Source organism: Bradyrhizobium frederickii (genome assembly GCF_004570865.1).
In the GTDB taxonomy this organism is placed as follows: Bacteria; Pseudomonadota; Alphaproteobacteria; order Rhizobiales; family Xanthobacteraceae; genus Bradyrhizobium; species Bradyrhizobium frederickii.
In genome coordinates this window covers 13,119-31,756 of the sequence record NZ_SPQS01000005.1, presented here as the reverse complement: position 1 = coordinate 31,756, position 18,638 = coordinate 13,119, and the positions used below count along the sequence as shown (strand labels likewise).

General features: G+C 65.4%; 17 protein-coding genes. 12 read left to right on the top strand and 5 right to left on the bottom strand.

Translation table 11 applies throughout. The annotated features are described in order from the left end of the window. Positions 1-96 precede the first annotated feature (96 nt). Positions 97-1,545 (bottom strand): glutamine synthetase family protein, encoded by a 1,449-nt coding sequence (locus E4K64_RS09995; protein ID WP_135163364.1) that lies wholly within the window; start codon positions 1,543-1,545, stop codon positions 97-99. 193 nt (positions 1,546-1,738) lie between these two features. Continuing rightward, a complete protein-coding gene (locus E4K64_RS09985; protein ID WP_135163362.1) occupies positions 1,739-3,097 on the bottom strand; it encodes an aromatic ring-hydroxylating dioxygenase subunit alpha in 1,359 nt (452 codons plus the stop codon). A gap of 106 nt (positions 3,098-3,203) precedes the next feature. Here E4K64_RS09985 and E4K64_RS09980 point away from each other — a divergent pair, with 106 nt between their 5' ends. Then, on the top strand, positions 3,204-3,989 hold the full coding sequence (locus E4K64_RS09980; RefSeq protein ID WP_135163361.1) for an IclR family transcriptional regulator domain-containing protein: 786 nt from the start codon (positions 3,204-3,206) through the stop codon (positions 3,987-3,989). Between the two features lie 65 nt (positions 3,990-4,054). Continuing rightward, a complete protein-coding gene (locus E4K64_RS09975) occupies positions 4,055-4,387 on the top strand; it encodes a PRC-barrel domain-containing protein (RefSeq protein WP_126257238.1) in 333 nt (110 codons plus the stop codon). Between the two features lie 318 nt (positions 4,388-4,705). Here the strand turns inward: E4K64_RS09975 and E4K64_RS09970 are convergent, their stop codons facing one another. Continuing rightward, positions 4,706-5,614, bottom strand: a complete 909-nt coding sequence (locus E4K64_RS09970; protein ID WP_126257240.1) for a helix-turn-helix transcriptional regulator — start codon at positions 5,612-5,614, stop codon at positions 4,706-4,708. A gap of 137 nt (positions 5,615-5,751) precedes the next feature. On the opposite strand from E4K64_RS09970, the gene E4K64_RS09965 reads away from it, so the two are divergent. The 4 genes from E4K64_RS09965 (at position 5,752) to boxB (ending at position 11,837) form a co-directional block, all read left to right on the top strand. Continuing rightward, complete coding sequence (locus E4K64_RS09965) at positions 5,752-7,293, top strand: benzoate-CoA ligase family protein (protein ID WP_135163360.1); 1,542 nt, start codon at positions 5,752-5,754, stop codon at positions 7,291-7,293. A 249-nt stretch (positions 7,294-7,542) separates the two neighbouring features. After that, positions 7,543-8,361 (top strand): alpha/beta fold hydrolase, encoded by an 819-nt coding sequence (locus E4K64_RS09960; RefSeq protein ID WP_135163359.1) that lies wholly within the window; start codon positions 7,543-7,545, stop codon positions 8,359-8,361. Between the two features lie 187 nt (positions 8,362-8,548). Further along, positions 8,549-10,237 (top strand): 2,3-epoxybenzoyl-CoA dihydrolase, encoded by a 1,689-nt coding sequence (boxC, locus tag E4K64_RS09955; protein WP_135163358.1) that lies wholly within the window; start codon positions 8,549-8,551, stop codon positions 10,235-10,237. 148 nt (positions 10,238-10,385) lie between these two features. Beyond that, positions 10,386-11,837 carry a benzoyl-CoA 2,3-epoxidase subunit BoxB gene (boxB, locus tag E4K64_RS09950; protein WP_135163619.1) on the top strand — a complete coding sequence of 484 codons (1,452 nt, stop codon included), beginning with the start codon at positions 10,386-10,388 and terminating at the stop codon, positions 11,835-11,837. A 175-nt stretch (positions 11,838-12,012) separates the two neighbouring features. Here boxB and E4K64_RS09940 read toward each other — a convergent pair whose 3' ends face one another. Beyond that, on the bottom strand, positions 12,013-12,813 hold the full coding sequence (locus E4K64_RS09940) for an SDR family oxidoreductase (protein ID WP_135163357.1): 801 nt from the start codon (positions 12,811-12,813) through the stop codon (positions 12,013-12,015). Between the two features lie 240 nt (positions 12,814-13,053). After that, a complete protein-coding gene (locus E4K64_RS09935) occupies positions 13,054-14,112 on the bottom strand; it encodes a polysaccharide deacetylase family protein (protein ID WP_135163356.1) in 1,059 nt (352 codons plus the stop codon). Between the two features lie 164 nt (positions 14,113-14,276). Here E4K64_RS09935 and E4K64_RS09930 point away from each other — a divergent pair, with 164 nt between their 5' ends. The 6 genes from E4K64_RS09930 to E4K64_RS09905 all read left to right on the top strand — a co-directional run bounded on the left by E4K64_RS09930 (position 14,277) and on the right by E4K64_RS09905 (position 18,248). Continuing rightward, positions 14,277-15,671: an OmpA family protein gene (locus E4K64_RS09930; RefSeq protein ID WP_135163355.1), complete on the top strand. Its 1,395-nt coding sequence runs from the start codon at positions 14,277-14,279 to the stop codon at positions 15,669-15,671. A gap of 2 nt (positions 15,672-15,673) precedes the next feature. After that, positions 15,674-15,970: a hypothetical protein gene (locus E4K64_RS09925; protein WP_167771919.1), complete on the top strand. Its 297-nt coding sequence runs from the start codon at positions 15,674-15,676 to the stop codon at positions 15,968-15,970. 96 nt (positions 15,971-16,066) lie between these two features. After that, the gene (locus E4K64_RS09920) at positions 16,067-16,657 is read left to right on the top strand and encodes a TetR/AcrR family transcriptional regulator (RefSeq protein ID WP_135163353.1); all 591 of its coding nucleotides are present in this window, start codon (positions 16,067-16,069) and stop codon (positions 16,655-16,657) included. After that, positions 16,654-17,559, top strand: a complete 906-nt coding sequence (locus tag E4K64_RS09915; protein ID WP_135163352.1) for a haloalkane dehalogenase — start codon at positions 16,654-16,656, stop codon at positions 17,557-17,559. Before E4K64_RS09920 ends, E4K64_RS09915 begins: the two co-directional genes overlap by 4 nt. Positions 17,560-17,570: 11 nt before the next feature. Further along, a complete protein-coding gene (locus E4K64_RS09910; protein WP_135163351.1) occupies positions 17,571-17,798 on the top strand; it encodes a SelT/SelW/SelH family protein in 228 nt (75 codons plus the stop codon). A gap of 18 nt (positions 17,799-17,816) precedes the next feature. After that, entirely contained in the window at positions 17,817-18,248 is a 432-nt protein-coding gene (locus E4K64_RS09905) for a GNAT family N-acetyltransferase (RefSeq protein WP_135163350.1), read from the top strand. The last annotated feature ends 390 nt before the right edge of the window (positions 18,249-18,638 follow it).

Genomic DNA, 18,638 nt, shown 5'->3' with positions numbered 1-18,638 from the left:
TCTCTCTGCGGGGGCAGTCTGGATTGCCTCGCTGCGCTCGCAATGACGGGGAAGAGCGGGACGCCTCACCGGTACCGGAGAGAGCTACGGGCCAGCTCAAAACACCTCGAAATATTCCCGGTGCTCCCAGTCGGTCACCTCGGACAGGAAGCGGTCGATCTCGGCGTTCTTGATGTGGGTGTAATAGTCGACGAACTCCGCCCCGAGCTTCTCGCGGAAGAACGGATCGTCCTTCAGCGCGGCGACGGCATCGCGCAGTGATTTCGGCAGCAGCGGCGCCTTGGTCTCGTAGGGCGTGTCGGCGGAGGGGCCGGGATCGAGCCTGCGATCGACGCCGTCGAGGCCAGATAGAATCTGCGAGGCCATGTAGAGATACGGGTTCGCTGCTGGCTCGCCGATGCGGTTCTCCAGGCGCGTTGCGGCATCACTCGCGCCGCCGAGCACGCGGATCATCACGCCGCGATTGTCGCGGCCCCAGATCGCGCGGTCCGGCGCCAGCGAATAGGAGCGGTAGCGCTTGTAGCCGTTGATGGTGGGCGTGGTGAACAATGTCGAGGCGCGGGCGTGGTCGAGCAGGCCGGCGAGGTAGGCCTTGCCGAACGCGCTGAGCGGCTCGCTGCCGTCTTTCGCCGATTCCTTGGTCATGAACAGATTCTCGCCGCTCGCGCGCGAGACGATCGACTGGTGCAGGTGCCAGCCGCTGGCGAACACGTTCGGCAGCTTCGGCCGGCACATGAAGGTGGCGTGATAGCCGTGCCGGCGTGCGATCTGCTTCACGGCGGAGCGGAACAGCACCATGTTGTCGGCGGGCTCCAGCCCCTTGCGCGGCGCGAAGGTGAACTCGCACTGGCTCGGTCCGAACTCGACCTCGACGGAGCGCAGGGGCAGGCCAAGCGCGACGATGTCGCGGCGCAGGATCTCAAGCACCGGTTCCATCTGATCGAAGCGCTGCTCGGTGAGATATTGATAGCCGTGGCTGAGCAGGCTCACCGATGGCGGCGTGCCGGGCTGGCCGGCATCCTCCGGCCGCATATGCGCATCGTCGAGCCTGAAGATGTGGAATTCGACCTCGAGGCCGGCGACGAAATCGTGGCCGCGGCCCGCGAGCTCGTCGAGCACCTTGCGATAGAGCGAGCGCGTCGCGAACGGCACCGGGCGGCCGTCATTGAAGTGGAGGTCGCACAGCACCCAGCCCGTGGTCGGTGCCCACGGCAAGACGCGAAACGTGGTGGGATCGGCGACCATCAGCACGTCGGCCGCGCCCTCCATCTCCTTCATGCCGAAGCCGCCGCCCGCGGTGAACACCGGAAACACCGTGCGGTGCGACGTGTCCTTGGCGAGCATGGTGGTGGTGATGGAGCAGCCGCTCTCCAGCGACGCGATCGCTTCAGTGGCAATGATGGTCTTGCCGCGCAGGATGCCGTGCTGGTCGGGGAAGGCGAGGCGGATGACCTCGAGATTCCTCTCCTCGACGATGCGGCACATGCGCGCCGCGGCGTCCCTCTGCTCATCCGACCACAGCGCATGACGCGCGACGAAAGTCACTTTGCTCGTTCCTTTTCGCTCGATGAGAGTATAGGGCACACTGTCATCGTCCGCGAAGGCGGACGATCCAGTATTCCAGAGACGGCAACGTATCCACGAGAGGCAGCGGCGTACTGGATGCCCCGCTTTCGCGGAGCATGACACCAGAGATTGCTGAGCCGTCGTCGCGACTCGCCGGCGACGATCGGCGCCATCACTCCGCCGCCGTCAGCTTATGGACGTTATCAGCGATCTCCTTCGGCACCGGCGCGGTCCACGGCGCGCCGCGGCGGCGCTTGACGTCGACTTCCATCCAGTAGGTCTCCCAGCCCCGGGTCGGGCCGATGCCGTCCATGGTCGCCGGTCCCTGGATGCTGCGCGCATTGGCCTCGTCCAGGAACAGCAACGGCTTCTCGCCGCCCGAGACCTTCTCGATCTCCTGCCGCAGCAGGCGGCGGTACTGCACGATCGCCTTGTCGCTCGAACCGAGATGCTCCTTGGTGCGGTCCTGGATCGCGCCCATCGATTCCACCGCCCATTGGTCGTGGACGTTGATGTCGTTGCCCATGCCGGTATAGGTCGCGGTGTGCTGCTCGTGCGGATCGAAGCCGTAATCGTTGCTGCGGTTCTTGCGCGACTTGTAGTCCGGCAGCTCATAGAGCTCGAGCCGCTGGTCGCGCATCTTCTGCTTGTCGACCGGGGCCGCGTAGCTGGTGAAGATCGCGTACCAATAACAGTTCTCGTCGTCGACCGGCACGTGCCATTGCGTGATCGTCATCTCCGTGCTCATGGGGATGACGAAGCCGTGCGGGAACAGCTGGTTGGTGACGCGCACATGGGTGCGCTCCTCGTCGATCTCGCGCAGCGCGATCAGGCGCAGGCCGTATTCGGTGTGCTCGACATTGATGATCGGGCGGTCGTACTCGCGCAGGATCTTCGTCATCGGCAGATCGCTGCCGGCGGAGGCGCCGCGGAATTGCTTGCCGTAGGCGGTGGAGGTGTCCTCGTCCTCGAAGAAGCGATGCAGATAGGAGGCGTGCGCGGGATCGATGCCGACCTCCAGCGCCTGCAGCCAGTTGCACGCCATGTGGCCCTTGAACGCGAAAGTATGGCTGCCCGGCGCAACGAAACAATCGATTTCAGGAAATGCCGGCGGCTCACCTTCGCCAAGATACGCCCAGAGGATGCCGCTCTTCTCGACCACGGGATACGAGCGTTGCCGGATGTTCTGGCAGAGCTTCGAATCCTTCGGCTCCGCCGGCGTCTCGGTGCACTGGCCGGTCGCGTCGAACAGCCAGCCGTGGAAGGCGCAGCGCAGGCCGCCATGCTCGAGCCGGCCGAAGGCGAGGTCGGCGCCGCGATGGGCGCAGTGGCGATCCATCAGGCCGTAGCGTCCGGTCTCGTCACGGAACAGCACCAGGTTCTCGCCGAGCAGTCTGACCGGGCGGATCGGGCGAGCGCCCTCTAGCTCGTCCACCAGCGCCGCCGGCTGCCAATAGCTCCGCATCAGTCTGCCGCACGGATCCTTCGGCCCGGTGCGGGTGATCAGGTCGTTCTGCTCCTGGCTCATCATGGCGCGGGCATCCCTTGTGGAGTGGCGTTTGTTCGCCTATTGAACGAATGGGCGAATTATGCCATGCCGTGATCCGGCAGCAAGCACTATTTTGCAGGATCCTCCCATGCCCAAGCTGAAGCGGAGCGAGAGCGAGGAGCGCGCGACGGATTTCGTCGAGGCGCTCGATCGCGGCCTGCGCCTGCTGCAATGTTTCGGCACCAATGCGGGTCCGATGACGCTGAGCGATCTCGCCCGCGCCGCCGATCTGCCGCGCGCCACCGCACGGCGCATGCTGTTCACGCTCCAGCGCGGCGGCTATGTCTCGGGCGATGGGAAGCTGTTCTCACTGACCCCGCATGTGCTGACGCTGGCGGCGTCTTACCTGCGCTCCAACCAGCTCGTCGCGGTGCTGCAGCCCGTGCTCGATCACGTTGCGACCGCAGCGAACGAAATCTCTTCGCTCGCGGTGCTCGACGGCGATGACGTCGTGTTCATTGCCCGGGGGAGTCCGGCGCGGGTGTTCTCGGGTGGACTCGAGATCGGCTACCGCCTGCCTTCGTTCTGCACCTCGGTCGGCCGCGCCATGCTCGGCCGGCTCGACGATGCCGCCCTTGCCGCGCGCCTGAAGGCGATGACGCGCGAGGCGCTGACGCCGCAGACACAGACCGACCCGAAGGTGCTGCTGGCGCGCATCGCCGCCGACCGTGCGCAAGGCTATTCCCTGGTCGATCGCGAGGCCGAGCCGCATTTTCGTTCGATCTCGGTTCCGGTCCGTCGCTACGACGGCGTCATCGTTGCCGCCATCAACATGGGGGCCCATGTCGACCGCGTGCCGGCGCAGGAATTGGTCGATCGTTTCCTGCCGCTGCTGCAGGAGGGGGCGGCGTCGCTGCGGTCGCAACTTCTGTAACTGCATTCCCGCTGTCTCGAAACCGGTGCTATAATGGGCGCAAGCATGAGAACAGGGAGGACGCCATGCATCATACCATGGTTCCCAGTGATCGCGTGGAGCGTGTCGCCGTCTACGGGCGCGACGGTACGAAGCTCGGCACGATCGAACGACTGATGCTCGACAAGATGAGTGGGATGGTTGCCTATGCGGTGATCAAGACCGGTGGACTGCTTGGCACCCACCATCACTACCCTCTCCAGTGGAGCGCGTTGAAATACGACCCAAGACGCGAGGCGTTCCAGATCGAGTTGACGCTGGACGAACTCAGCAGTGGCCCCTGCGAGTTCGATGGCGATGCGTTCGACTGGGGTGACCGTTCGCGGTCCTACCCGCATCCGCATTACTGGTCGGTCTAGCGACCAAGTCGGCCAGGTAGGCCGCATTCTCGGCGGACGCGCTGACGTTGGTGGAGGTCATTATTGAAGCCCGAAGTTGGCTGCTCTTCATATCGTCCATTTGCGGAACGAAATGGATGCGAAGTGCTTCGGCGCGCACAACTGCGCTCCCTCCCCCCTTGCGGGGGAGGGCGGGGGAGAGGGGTGGCCCAGGAAAAGGTGTTCTTTGTGGCGAAGAAGGAACGTGTTGCGTGAAGGATGGAGTCCCCGTGTGGACCCCTCTCCCTAACCCTCCGCAAGGGGGAGGGAACGCAGCGAGTGCGTGGTGAGAGGCTCGCCCTACAGCGCCACGCTGCGCAGCCCGAAGCTGCGGGCCTCGTTCTGCAGCACCGGCCGCACGGCCTCGACCAGCCGCGCGGCGGCTGCATCGACCGAGAGGCCGGCGGTATCGACCACGGCCGTCGCGCGCGAATACAGCGGCTCGCGGCTCAAGAGGATGTTGCGCAGCTCCGCCATGGCGGAGCGGTCGTCCGCCATCGGACGCAGATCGCCCTGGCGACGGACTCGGGCCATGTGCTCCTCGGGCTCGGCCTTGAGCCAGATCGTGTAGAACGAGGTCAGGATCTGGTCGAAGGTCAGGGGCTCCGAGACGATGCCGCCGCCGGTCGCCAGCACCATCAGCTCGTTGCGCGCCAGCAGCTGCTGCAGCGCCGCCTGCTCCATGCGGCGAAAACCTTCCTGGCCGTACAGCGCGATGATCTCGGCGACCGAGAGCCCGTTCTGCTGCTCGACCTCCTTGTTGAGCTCGACGAAGCTCCAGCCGACCTTCTTCGCCAGGATCTTGCCGAGCGTGGATTTGCCGGCGCCGCGCAGGCCGATCAGCGCGATGCCACAGAACGGCGCGCGCCGCGGCGCGGTTGCGCTGCCCCCGGCGAGCAGATCCTTGGCCTGCGCGATCTGCGCCGGCGTCGCCTTGCGCAGGAGATCGCGAAACATCTGCCAGTCCGGTGTCGGCTCGGCCGAGGGAAGCAGGTCTTCAAGATGTGCGCCCATCGCGTCGGAGACGCGGCGGAGCAGCACGATGGAGACATTGCCCTTGCCGCTTTCGAGCTGCGCGATGTAGCGCTCCGAGATTCCTGATACCTTGGCGAGCACCTTGCGCGACATGCCGCGCAACGCGCGCATGGTGCGCACGCGCTGGCCGAGCTGTTCGAGAAATCGGGATTCGGCGTCGGGACTGTCGGTCATGAGCCTTCTTTAGGGGGTGTCTTCTTGAAGGTTGTCCTGCGGCGCATTTTAATGAAACATAGTGCCTGCTGGCATTGACAGCAAGCGACCGCGGTGTCTTTCTATGAATTATAATTCTAAATTCGGGGGGGATGTCCGTGAGCGAGGGATCCTATAACGCGGTGACCTGGCTGCTCGACCGGAACGTCGAGGAGGGCCGGGGCAGCAAGCTGGCCTTCGACGACACCGTCTCGCGGCTCACCTATGGCGAGCTGCAGCAGCAGACCCGCCGCGCCGCCAGCATGCTGCGCCGGCTCGGCGTCCGCCGCGAGGAGCGCGTGGCGATGATCATGCTGGATACGGTCGACTTTCCGGTCGTGTTCCTGGGTGCGATCCGCGCCGGCATCGTGCCGGTGCCGCTGAACACGCTGCTGACGGCGGACCAATACGCCTACATCCTCGCCGATTGCCGCGCGCGCGTGCTGTTCGTCTCCGAAGCGCTCTATCCCGTCATCAAGGACGTCGTCGGCCGCATGCCCGATCTCGAGCATGTCGTGGTCTCCGGCGCCAAGCAGAACGGCCACAAGCAACTCGCGGAGGAGATCGCCGGCGAGAGCGACCAGTTCACCACCGCCGCGACGCATCCGGACGAGCCGGCGTTCTGGCTCTACTCGTCGGGCTCAACCGGCATGCCCAAGGGCGTGCGCCATATCCATTCCAATTTGCAGGCGACCGCCGACACCTACGCCAGGCAGGTGCTCGGCATCCGCGAGAGCGATGTGTGTCTGTCCGCCGCGAAGCTGTTCTTCGCCTATGGCCTCGGCAATGCGCTGACCTTCCCGATGTCGGTCGGCGCCAGCGTCATCCTCAACAGCGAGCGCCCGACGCCGGCGCGCATGTTCGATCTGATGAACCGCTACAACCCCTCGATCTTCTACGGCGTGCCGACCTTGTTCGCGGCGATGCTCAACGACGAGACGATGAAAAGCGAGCGCGGCGGCAAGGCTCTGCGCATCTGCACCTCGGCCGGCGAGGCGCTGCCGGAATCGGTCGGCAACAACTGGAAGGCGCGCTTCGGCGTCGACATCCTCGATGGCGTCGGCTCGACCGAGCTCTTGCACATCTTCCTGTCGAATGCGCCCGGCGACATCAAATACGGCTCCTCCGGCAAGCCGGTGCCAGGCTATGCGGTCCGGCTCGTCAACGAAGCCGGGCAGGACGTCGCCGACGGCGAGGTCGGCGAGCTCCTGGTCGATGCACCCTCCGCCGGCGAAGGCTACTGGAATCAGCGCCACAAGAGCCGCCGCACGTTCGAGGGACCGTGGACGCGAACCGGCGACAAATATGTCAGGGACGCCGAGGGCCGCTACACCTTCTGCGGCCGCGCCGACGACATGTTCAAGGTCTCCGGCATCTGGGTCTCGCCGTTCGAGGTCGAGAGCGCGCTGATCTCGCATCCCGCCGTGCTGGAAGCGGCCGTCGTGCCGGAAGCCGATCCGGAAGGCCTGCTGAAGCCGAAGGCGTTCGTCGTGCTGCGCCCCGGCGCGACGACGGCGGAGCTGCAGGAAACGCTCAAGGAGCACGTCAAGCAGAAGATCGGCCCATGGAAATATCCGCGCTGGATCGACGTGGTGGAGTCGCTGCCGAAGACGGCGACAGGGAAGATCCAGCGGTTTAAACTGCGGGAAGGAGCGAATTGAGCGAGACGGTGCGTCGTATGACTCGCGCTATCGCCGCACACACCGCTGCGCTCCCTCCCCCCTTGTGGGGGAGGGCGGGGGAGAGGGGTAGCCCAGCAATCGGTCTTCTTCGTCGCGCGCACGGTGTTCTTCGTCACATTGGGAGTCCCCGTGTGGCACCCCTCTCCCTGGCCCTCCCCCGCAAGGGGGGAGGGAACGACTGAGTGCGCGGAAGCGCCTTCTGCTCATTGCGCGAACAAGAGTGACACCATGACCAATCTCACCCCCACCGGCTTCCTCAACATCGGCGGCGCCAGCCTCGAATACAAATGGCTCGCGCCGCAATCGGCGGATGCGCCCACCATCGTCATGCTGCATGAAGGCCTCGGCTCGGTCGGGCTCTGGGGCGATTTCCCCGAGAAGCTCCAGCAGGCCACCGGCGCCGGCATCTTCGCGTATTCGCGCGCGGGCTACGGCCAGTCGAGCCCCGTGCCGTTGCCGCGGCCGCTCGACTACATGCAGCGCGAGGCGCTGGACGTGCTGCCGAAAGTCCTCGACGCCATTCCGTTCAAGCGCGGCCTCCTGCTCGGCCATTCCGACGGCGCCTCGATCGCGGCGGTCTATGCCGGTTCGCACCAGGATCACCGTTTGCAGGGCATCGGATTGATCGCACCGCATTTCATCGTCGAGGACCTCTCGGTGAAATCCATCGCGGAGATCAAGACGACGTTCGAGACCACGGACCTCAAGGCAAAGCTCGCGCGGTGGCACCAGGACGTCGACAACGCCTTCTACGGCTGGAACGGTGCCTGGCTCGATCCCAAATTCCGCGACTGGGACATCTCCGAATACCTCGCCTATATCCGCGTGCCTGTCCTGGTCGTCCAGGGCAAGGATGACCAGTACGGCACCCTGCGTCAGGTCGAGATCGCGCAGGAAGAGTGCTACTGCCCGGTCGACGTGAAGATCATTTCGGGCGCGGGCCATTCGTCGCATCGCGAAGCGCCTGCGGCGACGCTGGAGGCGATCGAGCAGTTCGCGAGAGCGGCCCTGCGCGATGATGAGGGACTGCAAGGCCGCGCCGCGTGAGGGTGGCAGCGGTCTGACAGAACCGAACGCGTAAAATTGCAACGGGCTCGGAGCGTCCGCCGTTGTCTTCTCTGAGATGAAACAAAATGCATGTGAGCTCCGTTAAGGGCTAGACGCGCTCAAAAAGATGCACTATTGTGCATCTAACGCTACAGCGAAAATGCATAATCAAGCTCAGGGATGACCCATGGCCGGGGAAGATCGGCGCCTCGCAGGCGGCGCGACATTCATCGATTTCCAGACCGAACCGTCCCGCTACAGGCACTGGAAGCTCGCGGTCGACGGCGACGTCGCGACGCTGACCATGGACGTCGACGAGAATGGCGGTCTGTTCGAGGGCTATCTGCTCAAGCTCAATTCCTACGATCTCGGCGTCGACATCGAGCTTGCGGACGCGCTCCAGCGCCTGCGCTTCGAGCATCCCGAGGTCAAGGTCGTGGTGATGCGCTCGGCCAAGAACCGCGTGTTCTGCGCCGGCGCCAACATCCGCATGCTCGCGGGCTCCACGCATGCCCACAAGGTGAACTTCTGCAAGTTCACCAACGAGACCCGCAACGGCATGGAAGATTCGTCGGAGAATTCCGGCCAGCGCTTCATCACCGTGGTGAACGGCTCGGCCGCCGGCGGCGGCTACGAGCTGGCACTCGCCACCGACCACATCATTCTCGCCGACGATGGCTCCTCCGCCGTGGCGTTGCCCGAAGTGCCGCTGCTCGCGGTGCTGCCCGGCACCGGCGGACTGACGCGCGTCGTCGACAAGCGCAAGGTGCGCCGCGACCACGCCGATTTCTTCTGCACCATCGAGGAGGGCGTGAAGGGCAAGCGCGCGGTGCAATGGCGCCTCGTCGACGAGATCGCGCCGAACTCCAAGCTTGAGGCCAAGATCGCCGAGCGTGCCAGCGAATTTGCTGCCGCTTCGAAGCGCAAGGGCAGCGGCAAGGGCATCCTGCTGACGCCGCTCAAGCGCGTGATCGACGACACCAGCATCCGCTATGGCTTCGTCACGGTCGACATCGATCGCACGGCCCGCATCGCCACCATCTCGATCAAGGCGCCGGAGGCCGCGCCGCCCGCCGACATCGACGGCATGATGGCGCAGGGCGCCTCGTTCTGGCCGCTCCGGGTGGCGCGCGAGCTCGACGACGCCATCCTGCATTTGCGCATCAACGAGCTCGAGATCGCCATGCTCGTCTTCAAGAGCCATGGCGACCGCGCTCATGTGCTCGCGCACGACGCCTTCCTCGAAGCCAACAAGGCGCACTGGCTGGTCAACGAAATCAGGCATTACTGGAAGCGCGTGCTGAAGCGCATCGACGTCACCTCGCGCACGCTGGTGACGCTGGTCGAGCCCGGCTCCTGCTTTGCCGGCACCCTCGCCGAGCTCGTCTTCGCGGCCGACCGCTCCTACATGCTAATCGGCACGCGCCAGGGCGACAACCGTCCACCGCCCTCGATCGAGCTGTCCGCGATGAATTTCGGACCCTACCCGATGAGCCACGGGCTGACCCGGCTGCAATCGCGCTTCCAGGCCGACCCCTCCGATGTCGAGCGCGCGGAAGCAACGCTCGGCACTAGCCTTGACGCCGAGCAGGCCGAGGAGCTCGGCCTCGTCACCTTCGCGCTCGACGACATCGACTGGGACGACGAGGTTCGCGTCTTCCTGGAGGAGCGCGCCAGCTTCTCGCCCGACAGCCTCACCGGCATGGAGGCGAGCCTGCGCTTCGTCGGCCCCGAGACCATGGAATCAAAGATCTTCGCGCGCCTCACCGCCTGGCAGAACTGGATCTTCCAGCGCCCGAACGCCGTCGGCGAGGAAGGCGCGCTGCGCCGCTACGGCAGCGGCCAGAAGCCGAAATTCGATATGACGCGAGTCTGACATTCACCGCGTCATGGCCGGGCAGAAGCGCGAAGCGCGTCTTCGCACAAAGTCCGGCCATCCACGTCCTTCGCTCAAGGAAGCAAGAACGTGGATGCCCGGCACAAGGCCGGGCATGACGGAACGAGATCGCAAGGAGAGCACGGCCATGAACATGAACATCATGAACGTCGACTACTCGACCAAGATTCCCAACAACGTCAATCTCGCCGAAGACCGTCAGGTGCTGAAAGCGCTGGAAGGCTGGCATCCCGGCTACATGGATTGGTGGAGCGACATGGGGCCGGAAGGCTTCCAGGAATCGCTGGTTTACTTGCGCACCGCCTATTCCGTCGATCCGCGCGGCTGGGCCAAGTTCGACTATGTGCGCATGCCCGAATATCGCTGGGGCATTCTGCTTGCGCCGCAGGAAGAGAACCGCGTCGTGCCGTTCGGCGAGCATTATGGCGAGCCGGCCTGGCAGGAAGTCCCGGGCGAGCATCGCGCCATGCTGCGCCGCCTGATCGTGATCCAGGGCGATACCGAGCCGGCTTCGGTCGAGCAGCAGCGCCATCTCGGCAAGACCGCGCCCTCGCTCTACGACATGCGCAACCTGTTCCAGGTCAATGTCGAGGAAGGCCGTCACCTCTGGGCGATGGTCTACCTGCTGCAGAAATATTTCGGCCGCGACGGCCGCGAGGAAGCCGATGATCTCCTGCGCCGCCGCTCCGGCGATGCCGACGCGCCGCGCATGCTGGGCGCCTTCAACGAGGCGACGCCGGACTGGCTGTCCTTCTTCATGTTCACCTATTTCACCGACCGCGACGGCAAAATGCAGCTGCACTCGCTGGCGCAGTCCGGTTTCGATCCGCTGTCGCGCACCTGCCGCTTCATGCTGACCGAGGAAGCGCACCACATGTTCGTCGGCGAGACCGGCATCACCCGCGTGGTGCAGCGCACCTGCGATGCGATGAAGGCCGCCGGCATTACCGATCCCACCGACATCGCCAAGGTCCGCGCGCTCGGGGTGATCGACCTGCCGACCATCCAGAAGAAGCTGAACCTGCACTACACGCTGTCGCTCGACCTGTTCGGCTCGGAGGTCTCGACCAACGCGGCCAACGCCTTCAACGCCGGCATCAAAGGCCGCTATCACGAGACCCAGATCGAGGACGATCACCAGCTCAAGAACGCCACCTATCCGGTGCTGAAGTTCATCAACGGCGAGATCAAGCTGGTCGACGAGCCGGCGCTGACTGCGCTCAACATGCGCCTGCGCGACGATTACAGCCAGGATTGCGTCAAGGGCATGCTGCGCTGGAACAAGGTGATCTCGACCGCCGGCTACGACTTCAAGCTGACGCTGCCCAACGTCGCCTTCCACCGCCACATCGGCGAGTTCAAGGACGTGCACGCCACGCCCGACGGCATCTTGATCGACGACGCCACCTGGGCCAGGCGCAAGGACGAGTGGCTGCCCTCGACCAGCGACGGCGACTTCATCACCTCGCTGATGCAGCCCGTCACCGAGACCGGCAAGTACGCCTCCTGGATCTCGCCGCCGAAGGTCGGCATCGACAACAAGCCGGGCGATTTCGAGTACGTGAAGATCGAGTCGTAGGCGTCAGGGGCAGACGCTTTTGCCACACAAATGGTGTCATCACCCGCGAAAGCGGGTGATCCAGTATTCCAGAGACAGTAGTAATTCAGCCGGTAGGCTGCGGCGTACTGGATGCCCCGCCTTCGCGGGGCATGACAGCGGAGTGTGAGGTGCGGCCTTTGCCAAACCTCGCCCTCTACCCCGCTATCTCCAGCCCCGCATTCGCGTACACCACGCCGCCGTCGACGGCGATGGTGTTGCCGACCACGTAATCGCCCGCGCGCGAGGCGAGATAGATCGCCACACCTGCCATGTCCTCGTCGCTTCCGATGCGCCGCGACGGGATGCGCTGTGCGACCTCGTCGGCGTGGTCGCGCGCGGCCCGGTTCATGTCGGACTTGAAGGCGCCCGGCGCGATCGCGGTGACGTTGATGTTGTCCTTGATCAGCTTGGTCGCCAGGCGCCGCGTCAGGTGGATCACCGCGGCCTTGCTGGCGGCATAGGAATAGGTCTCGCCCGGGTTGACGAAGATGCCGTCGACCGAGGCGATGTTGATCACCTTGGCCGGACGTTCTGCGCTTGCGGCCGCGCGCAGCGGTTTCGCCAGCGCCTTGGTCAGGAAGAACAGCGACTTGACGTTGAGGTCCATCACCTTGTCCCAGCCGCTTTCGGGGAATTCGTCGAACTCCGCGCCCCAGGCGGCGCCGGCATTGTTGACGAGGATGTCGAGCTTCGGCTCCAGCTTGATGATCTCGCCGGCGAGCCTGTCGCAGCCTTCGACGGTGGAGATGTCGATCGGCAGCGCGATGCATTCGCCGTCATATTGCGCGGTGAGCTCCCTGGCGGCCGCCTCGCACGGCCCCGCCTTGCGCGCGGTGATGTAGACCTTTGCGGCGCCGGCGCTGAGAAATCCCGCCGCGATCATCTTGCCGATGCCGCGCGAGCCGCCGGTCACCAGCGCGACGCGGCCTTTGAGCGAGAACAGGTCGTTGAACATGGTGCCTCCCTTGGTTGGCGCTGTTTTGGGCGGGGCGGGAAGGGGAGTCAAGAAAGGCGCTGGGGATGGGATGGGAGTGAGACGCGGTGGCGGACCAACCAACACAGTGTCGTCCCCGCGCACGCGGGGATCCATAACCACAGGGGGTAATTTGGCGAAGACCGGTCGTTCGGTACGCCTACCGATCGTAATCGATAGATCACGCGGTATGGGTCCCTGCGTTCGCAGGGACGACAGCAGCTACGCCGCCGCGATCCGGCGGAAGCCGTTCCACATCGCGGTCGCGGCGCCCGAGGTCAGCACCGGCAGGATCCGCGCGTCCTGGTAATTGCCGTTGAGCGAGACGCGCGGCAGCGCCGTCATCTGGCCGGCATTCTCGGCAAACAGCATGCCGGGCCGCGTCGTCACCGCGGTCTTGAAGCCGGCCGTCGCAGCCAGGCCGAACTCGCGCACGCCAGCGGCCTCGCGGTCGCCATAGGGATAGGCGAGGTGCAGCACGGGGCACTCTAGCGCCTGCTCGATCCGCGCCCGGCTCACGGCCAGCTCCTGCGCGGCGATGTCTTCCGCCAGCTTGGCAAGGTTGCAATGGCTGACGCTATGCGCGCCGATCGTGACCAGCGGATCGGCGGCAAATGTCTTCAGCTCGGGCCAGGACAGGCAGAGGTTGCGGCACAGCGCCGCCATGTCGACGTCGTGCGCCGTGCAGAGCGCCTCGATCTCCCGAGCCAGGTCATGCTCGCCCGGCAGCGCGCGCAGCCAGTCGTGCAGGCGGTCGAACGCGGCCTGCTTGGCCGCCGACGTCGCCGCATCGAGCCGCAGCGCGGAATGGCCGATTCTGACGTCGACCTGCTCGGCCTTGGCGATCACGGCCTCCAGCGCCGTCCACCACAGCCGTCCCGTGCCTTCGGCAAAATCGCTCGCGACATAGACCGTCAGCGGCGCGTCAAATTCGCGCAGCACCGGCAGCGCGTGGTCCAGATTGTCGCGGTAGCCGTCGTCGAAGGTGAAGGCGGCGAAGCGGCGGTCGAAGCGGCCCTGCACCAGCCGCTCATGCAGCTCGTCCATGGTGACGATGTCGATGTCGCTCGCGCGCAAATGGCACAGCGTCGCGCGCAGGAATTCGGGGGTGACCTCGAGATGCCGGTTCGGCTGGAACGCGGCCTCGCGGGCCGGCCGCACGTGGTGCAGCATGAAAATGGCACCGACGCCCGACAAGAGCGGGCGCAGCAGATGGTGTGCCCCGCTGAAATAGAGTGCTCCCAGCCCGGCGCGGATGACGTTGTTACGCAGTTGTTTCATGACCCGCCGGCGGACTCTGGCATTCCGTCCTCAACTTACGGAAGAACCCTTGAAGAAAAAGTTATTCCGATTGTCCAGGCCATGCCTTCGGAAGGGCGCCATTTCCGGTTTGACAGCCTGCCAAGGGTTTGTTTTGTCTCCGGTTCCAGAGTTCGGGTCGTCGAATGCAGAAGCTTTTCAGGTGGGCCAGCAAATGGTGGCCGGGGCTGATTCCCCTGGCCGTCATGTGGGGATTTGCGGCCTGGAATAACACCTTACCGGTGGAGGCCGACCTGTCGGCCCGCAGCTCGGCGGCGCTGAAGGGGACCGTTCTGGACAAGACCCGGATCGCGGTCGACGGCCGCGACGTCAGCCTGGTCGCGGACGCCTTCTCCGAGGAGGGGCGCCGCGACGCCGTGACGGCGGTCGAGACCGTCCCGGGCGTGCGCCTGGTCGACGACCGGACCCGGCTTGTTCCCGAAGCCCAACCGTTCGTCTGGAACGCCGAGCGCGACGTGGTGCGGGTGACGCTGTCGGGCTCCGCGCCGCTGCCGTCGATCAAGGGCCGGCTGACCGAGGCGGCCCGCAAGGAGGTCGGCGGCGCCGAGGTGGCCGACCAGATGGGGCTGGCGCGCGGTGCGCCGCCGCGGTTCGAAGCCGCCGCGATGCTGCTGCTCGACCAGATCGGCAAGCTGAAGGACGGCAAGATCACGATCACGGATACCAAGGTCAGTCTGTCGGGCATGGCGCGCGAGCTCGGCGGCCGCGAGGCGATCGCGGCCGCGCTGAAGAACCTGCCGGAGGGCTTTTCGGTCGCCGCCAACGACGTCAAGGCGCCGCCCTATATCTTCCAGGCCTACAAGGATCCGGTCGCGGCGACCGTGACGCTGACCGGCTACGTCCCCGACAACAATGTGCATGCGGCGATCGCCACCAGCGCCGCGCGAAAGTTCTTCACCGAGAAGGTGGTCGACAATCTCAAGGCCAGTCTCGGCGCCCCCGGCTCCTTCAACACCGCCGTCGTCGCCGCGCTCGGCGCGCTGTCGCGGCTGTCGACCGGCACGCTCGTCGTGTCCGATCGCGAGGTGAAGCTGTCGGGCGATGCGCTCTACGAGGGGGCCGCCAACGATATCCGTGCAGGCCTCGGCAAGGACTTCCCGAAGAACTGGCAGTACAAGCCGGAGATCACCGTGAAGCCTGCGCCAGGGCCGGTCGACGGCACCGTGTGCCAGCAATTGTTCACGGACCTGCTGGCCAAGGGCAAGATCCGCTTCACGCCCAAGCGTGCCGACATCGATCCGGATTCCGCTGCCATCCTCGATCATCTGATCGAGACGGCGCTGCGTTGCCCTACCGTGAATATCGAGGTTGCCGGGCATACCGATGCCGACGGCGAGGACGGCTTCAACCGGGCCCTCTCCGAGAAGCGCGCGCAGGCGGTGATCGACTATCTGGTCAAGGCCGGCCTGCCCGCGAGCCGCTTCACCGCGGTTGGCCATGGCAGCACGCAGCCCGTCGCCGGCAACGATACCGACGACGGCAAGGCGCAGAACCGCCGCATCGAATTTCTGGTGAGGTGACGATGCCCTATCTCGTCTCGTTCCATCTTGGTTGGCTGATCGGCTCGGTGCTGCTGGGCTTCTGCATGGGCTGGATCTCGGTGGTCCAGCGCGGCAACGGCACCTCGAAGGTGACCGCGCGCTGGCTCGCCGCGCTCGCCGCCGCCCTGGTCGCGGCCTCGTTCGCCCATGTGGTCCCCGGCCGCTTCGGCTATTGGCTCGACCTCGGCCTGATCATGTTCGCCTGCTACCTCGTCGGCTGCACCATCGGCGCCTGGCTGCGCGACCGCGTTGTCGCGCGCAGCATGCGGGCCGGCTGAGGCTCCGCCACCAAGCCCCCATCGTCCCGACACGGGTCACCGAGCGGAGGAAATCTCAGTGCTTGACAATAATACGTACGTACGTATTATTCCCTCATGCCCAAGCCCTCGCTCAAAGACGCCATCCTCGACGCCGGCCTCAAGGTCATGTTCCGGACCGGCTATCACGGCACCAGCGTGCGCGATGTCACCGCCGCGGCGGGCGCGCCACAGGGGTCCTTCACCAATCATTTCCGCTCCAAGGAAGCCTTCGCCTCGGAGGTGCTCGATCGCTATTTCGAGATCACGAAGGGATTGGTCGCGGAGGCCCTTGAAGACGGCTCGCTGAGCCCGCGGGCGCGGCTCAAGCGCTATCTCGACATCATCACCGGACGGCTCGAAGCCGACGGCTACGGACGCGGCTGCCTGATCGGCGATCTCAGTCTGGAAGCGGCCGGCAGCAGCGAGATGCTGCGCGCCCGCCTTGCTGAAATATTTGCCGAATGGCGCATGCCCTTCGCTGCCTGCATCCGCGAGGCGCAGGAAAGCGGCGAAATCGATTCCGAATTCGAGCCTGAGGAGCTTGCCGACTTCCTGCTCGCGTCCTGGCAGGGCGCGATCCTGCGCATGAAGGTCGACCGCACGCCCCAGGCGCTCGAGCGCTTCAAGACCATCGCCTTCAAGACTGTCTTCAAGGAGCCGACATGAGCCAGCAAGCCGAGATTCAGATCCGCAGCGCCGCCGTGCTGGGAAGCACGATGGCCTATCGCGAGACGGGCGCGCGGGACGCGCCGGTCGCGCTCTTCCTTCACGGCAATCCGACCTCGTCGCACATCTGGCGAAACATCCTGCCGTTGGTGGCGCCGGTGGCGCGTTGCATTGCGCCCGATCTCATCGGCTTCGGCCGCTCCGGCAAACCCGACATCGCCTACCGCTTCGTCGACCATGTGCGTTATCTCGACGCGCTGATCGAACAGCTCGGCATTTCCTCCGCCTATCTCGTTGCGCAGGATTGGGGCACGGCGCTTGCGTTTCATCTGGCGGCGCGCCGGCCGGCGCTGGTGCGCGGCCTTGCCTTCATGGAGTTCATCCGGCCGATGCCGACCTGGCAGGATTTCCACCAGGTCGAAGCTGCGCGCGAGACGTTCCGCAAATTCAGGACGCCGGGCGAGGGGGAGGCCATGATCCTGGACGCGAACGCCTTTGTCGAACGCGTGTTGCCGGCGGGTATCCTGCGCAGTTTGAGCGAAGACGAGATGGCGCCATATCGCACGCCCTTTCCGACCCCGGAGAGCCGCCGTCCGGTTCTGGCATTCCCGCGTGAACTGCCGATCGCCGGCGAGCCCGCCGATGTCTATCAGGCGCTGCAATCGGCTCACGCCTCGCTGAGGGCGTCCTCATATCCGAAGCTGCTGTTCGCGGGCGAGCCGGGCGCGGTCGTTCCGCCCGAATTCGCCGCGACGTTCGCGGCCTCGCTCCAGCACTGCGCGCTCGTTCGCCTCGGCCCCGGTCGGCACTACCTCCAGGAGGATCATTCCGAGGCGATCGGCCGTTCCGTGGCCGGCTGGATCGCCGGCATCGAAGCGGTGCGCCGGCAGCTTGCGGCCTGAAGGAGGGCGGGATGTCGGAGGTGACCATCATCTATTGCCGGCCGTGCGGCTACGAGAAGCGCGCCAAAGAGGTGGCTGCCGCGCTGCGCCGACAGCTGGGGCTGGACGCCGATCTCGTCCCCGGCAAGGGCGGTATTTTCCAGGTCAAGCTCGGCGACCGGATTGTCGCCAGCCGCAGCAAGGGCCATTTTCCTGACGGCGACGACATCGTCGCTGCCGTCATCGCCGCGCGGGAATGAGCCGGGAGGGTTTTCGCAATGTCGATCGTCTGGGTTGACGATCTCGCCGGGACCGACTGGGACGAGCTGTCCGAGCTCTATCGTATCGCCCCGCTCGGCAACAAGACGCCGGCCGATCTTGCGCTGGTGTTCGGCAACAGCATGTTCCGCGCCTTCGCCATGGAGGACGGCCGCATCGTCGGAGCGGGGCGCGTGCTGGCCGACGGCCGGGACTGCGCCTATCTCTGCGATATCGCCGTACACCCGGACCGCCAGGGGCAAGGTCTTGGGCGCGACATCATCGAACGTCTGCTTGTGCGTTGCCGCGGCCATCGCAAGATCATCCTCTATGCCGTGCCCGGCAAGGAAGGGTTTTACGAGCGCCTGGGCTTCAGGCAGATGACCACCGCCATGGCGATCTTCGACGATCAGGCCGGCGCCTATCGCCGCGGCTATCTGACCGCGCCTTGAGGGCAGGTCACGGCCCCGCGACCTTCCGGCGCATCGGGACAATCCGCGAACGATGCCCAGGATGCCCCTCTTTCAACAGGCGGGCGCCGTCCATAGATTGACGTCGGCTTAAGGCGTGACGGAACATTGTGCGGCCGAAATCATCAAAACTTCATGGCGTCTGCGCAGGATTGCCAAGGAGATTCGCCTCAAGCTTGCCGCCGAAGGCGCCAAACCCTGCATCAGGAGCCAAGACCCTGCCTAAAATATTGAAGGCACGTGTTTTTGTTCGAATTGGCGAATTCCACTCCGGCCCAAAACGCGCTAGTGGAGAGGCAGGGGGCATGCGCGATGCCGGAGCCGGCGCCGAGGGGGCGTCGCGTGCCTGTGCGCCGTCCGCCTGTCCGCCGG

Excerpts from the sequence above, each read along its gene's own strand:
- E4K64_RS09985 (WP_135163362.1), bottom strand. The coding sequence starts at position 3,097 with ATGATGAGCCAGGAGCAGAACGACCTGATCACCCGCACCGGGCCGAAG.
- E4K64_RS09980 (WP_135163361.1), top strand. The coding sequence starts at position 3,204 with ATGCCCAAGCTGAAGCGGAGCGAGAGCGAGGAGCGCGCGACGGATTTC.
- E4K64_RS09975 (WP_126257238.1), top strand. The coding sequence starts at position 4,055 with ATGCATCATACCATGGTTCCCAGTGATCGCGTGGAGCGTGTCGCCGTC.
- E4K64_RS09970 (WP_126257240.1), bottom strand. The coding sequence starts at position 5,614 with ATGACCGACAGTCCCGACGCCGAATCCCGATTTCTCGAACAGCTCGGC.
- E4K64_RS09960 (WP_135163359.1), top strand. The coding sequence starts at position 7,543 with ATGACCAATCTCACCCCCACCGGCTTCCTCAACATCGGCGGCGCCAGC.
- boxC (WP_135163358.1), top strand. The coding sequence starts at position 8,549 with ATGGCCGGGGAAGATCGGCGCCTCGCAGGCGGCGCGACATTCATCGAT.
- boxB (WP_135163619.1), top strand. The coding sequence starts at position 10,386 with ATGAACATGAACATCATGAACGTCGACTACTCGACCAAGATTCCCAAC.
- E4K64_RS09940 (WP_135163357.1), bottom strand. The coding sequence starts at position 12,813 with ATGTTCAACGACCTGTTCTCGCTCAAAGGCCGCGTCGCGCTGGTGACC.
- E4K64_RS09935 (WP_135163356.1), bottom strand. The coding sequence starts at position 14,112 with ATGAAACAACTGCGTAACAACGTCATCCGCGCCGGGCTGGGAGCACTC.
- E4K64_RS09930 (WP_135163355.1), top strand. The coding sequence starts at position 14,277 with ATGCAGAAGCTTTTCAGGTGGGCCAGCAAATGGTGGCCGGGGCTGATT.
- E4K64_RS09925 (WP_167771919.1), top strand. The coding sequence starts at position 15,674 with ATGCCCTATCTCGTCTCGTTCCATCTTGGTTGGCTGATCGGCTCGGTG.
- E4K64_RS09920 (WP_135163353.1), top strand. The coding sequence starts at position 16,067 with ATGCCCAAGCCCTCGCTCAAAGACGCCATCCTCGACGCCGGCCTCAAG.
- E4K64_RS09915 (WP_135163352.1), top strand. The coding sequence starts at position 16,654 with ATGAGCCAGCAAGCCGAGATTCAGATCCGCAGCGCCGCCGTGCTGGGA.
- E4K64_RS09910 (WP_135163351.1), top strand. The coding sequence starts at position 17,571 with ATGTCGGAGGTGACCATCATCTATTGCCGGCCGTGCGGCTACGAGAAG.
- E4K64_RS09905 (WP_135163350.1), top strand. The coding sequence starts at position 17,817 with ATGTCGATCGTCTGGGTTGACGATCTCGCCGGGACCGACTGGGACGAG.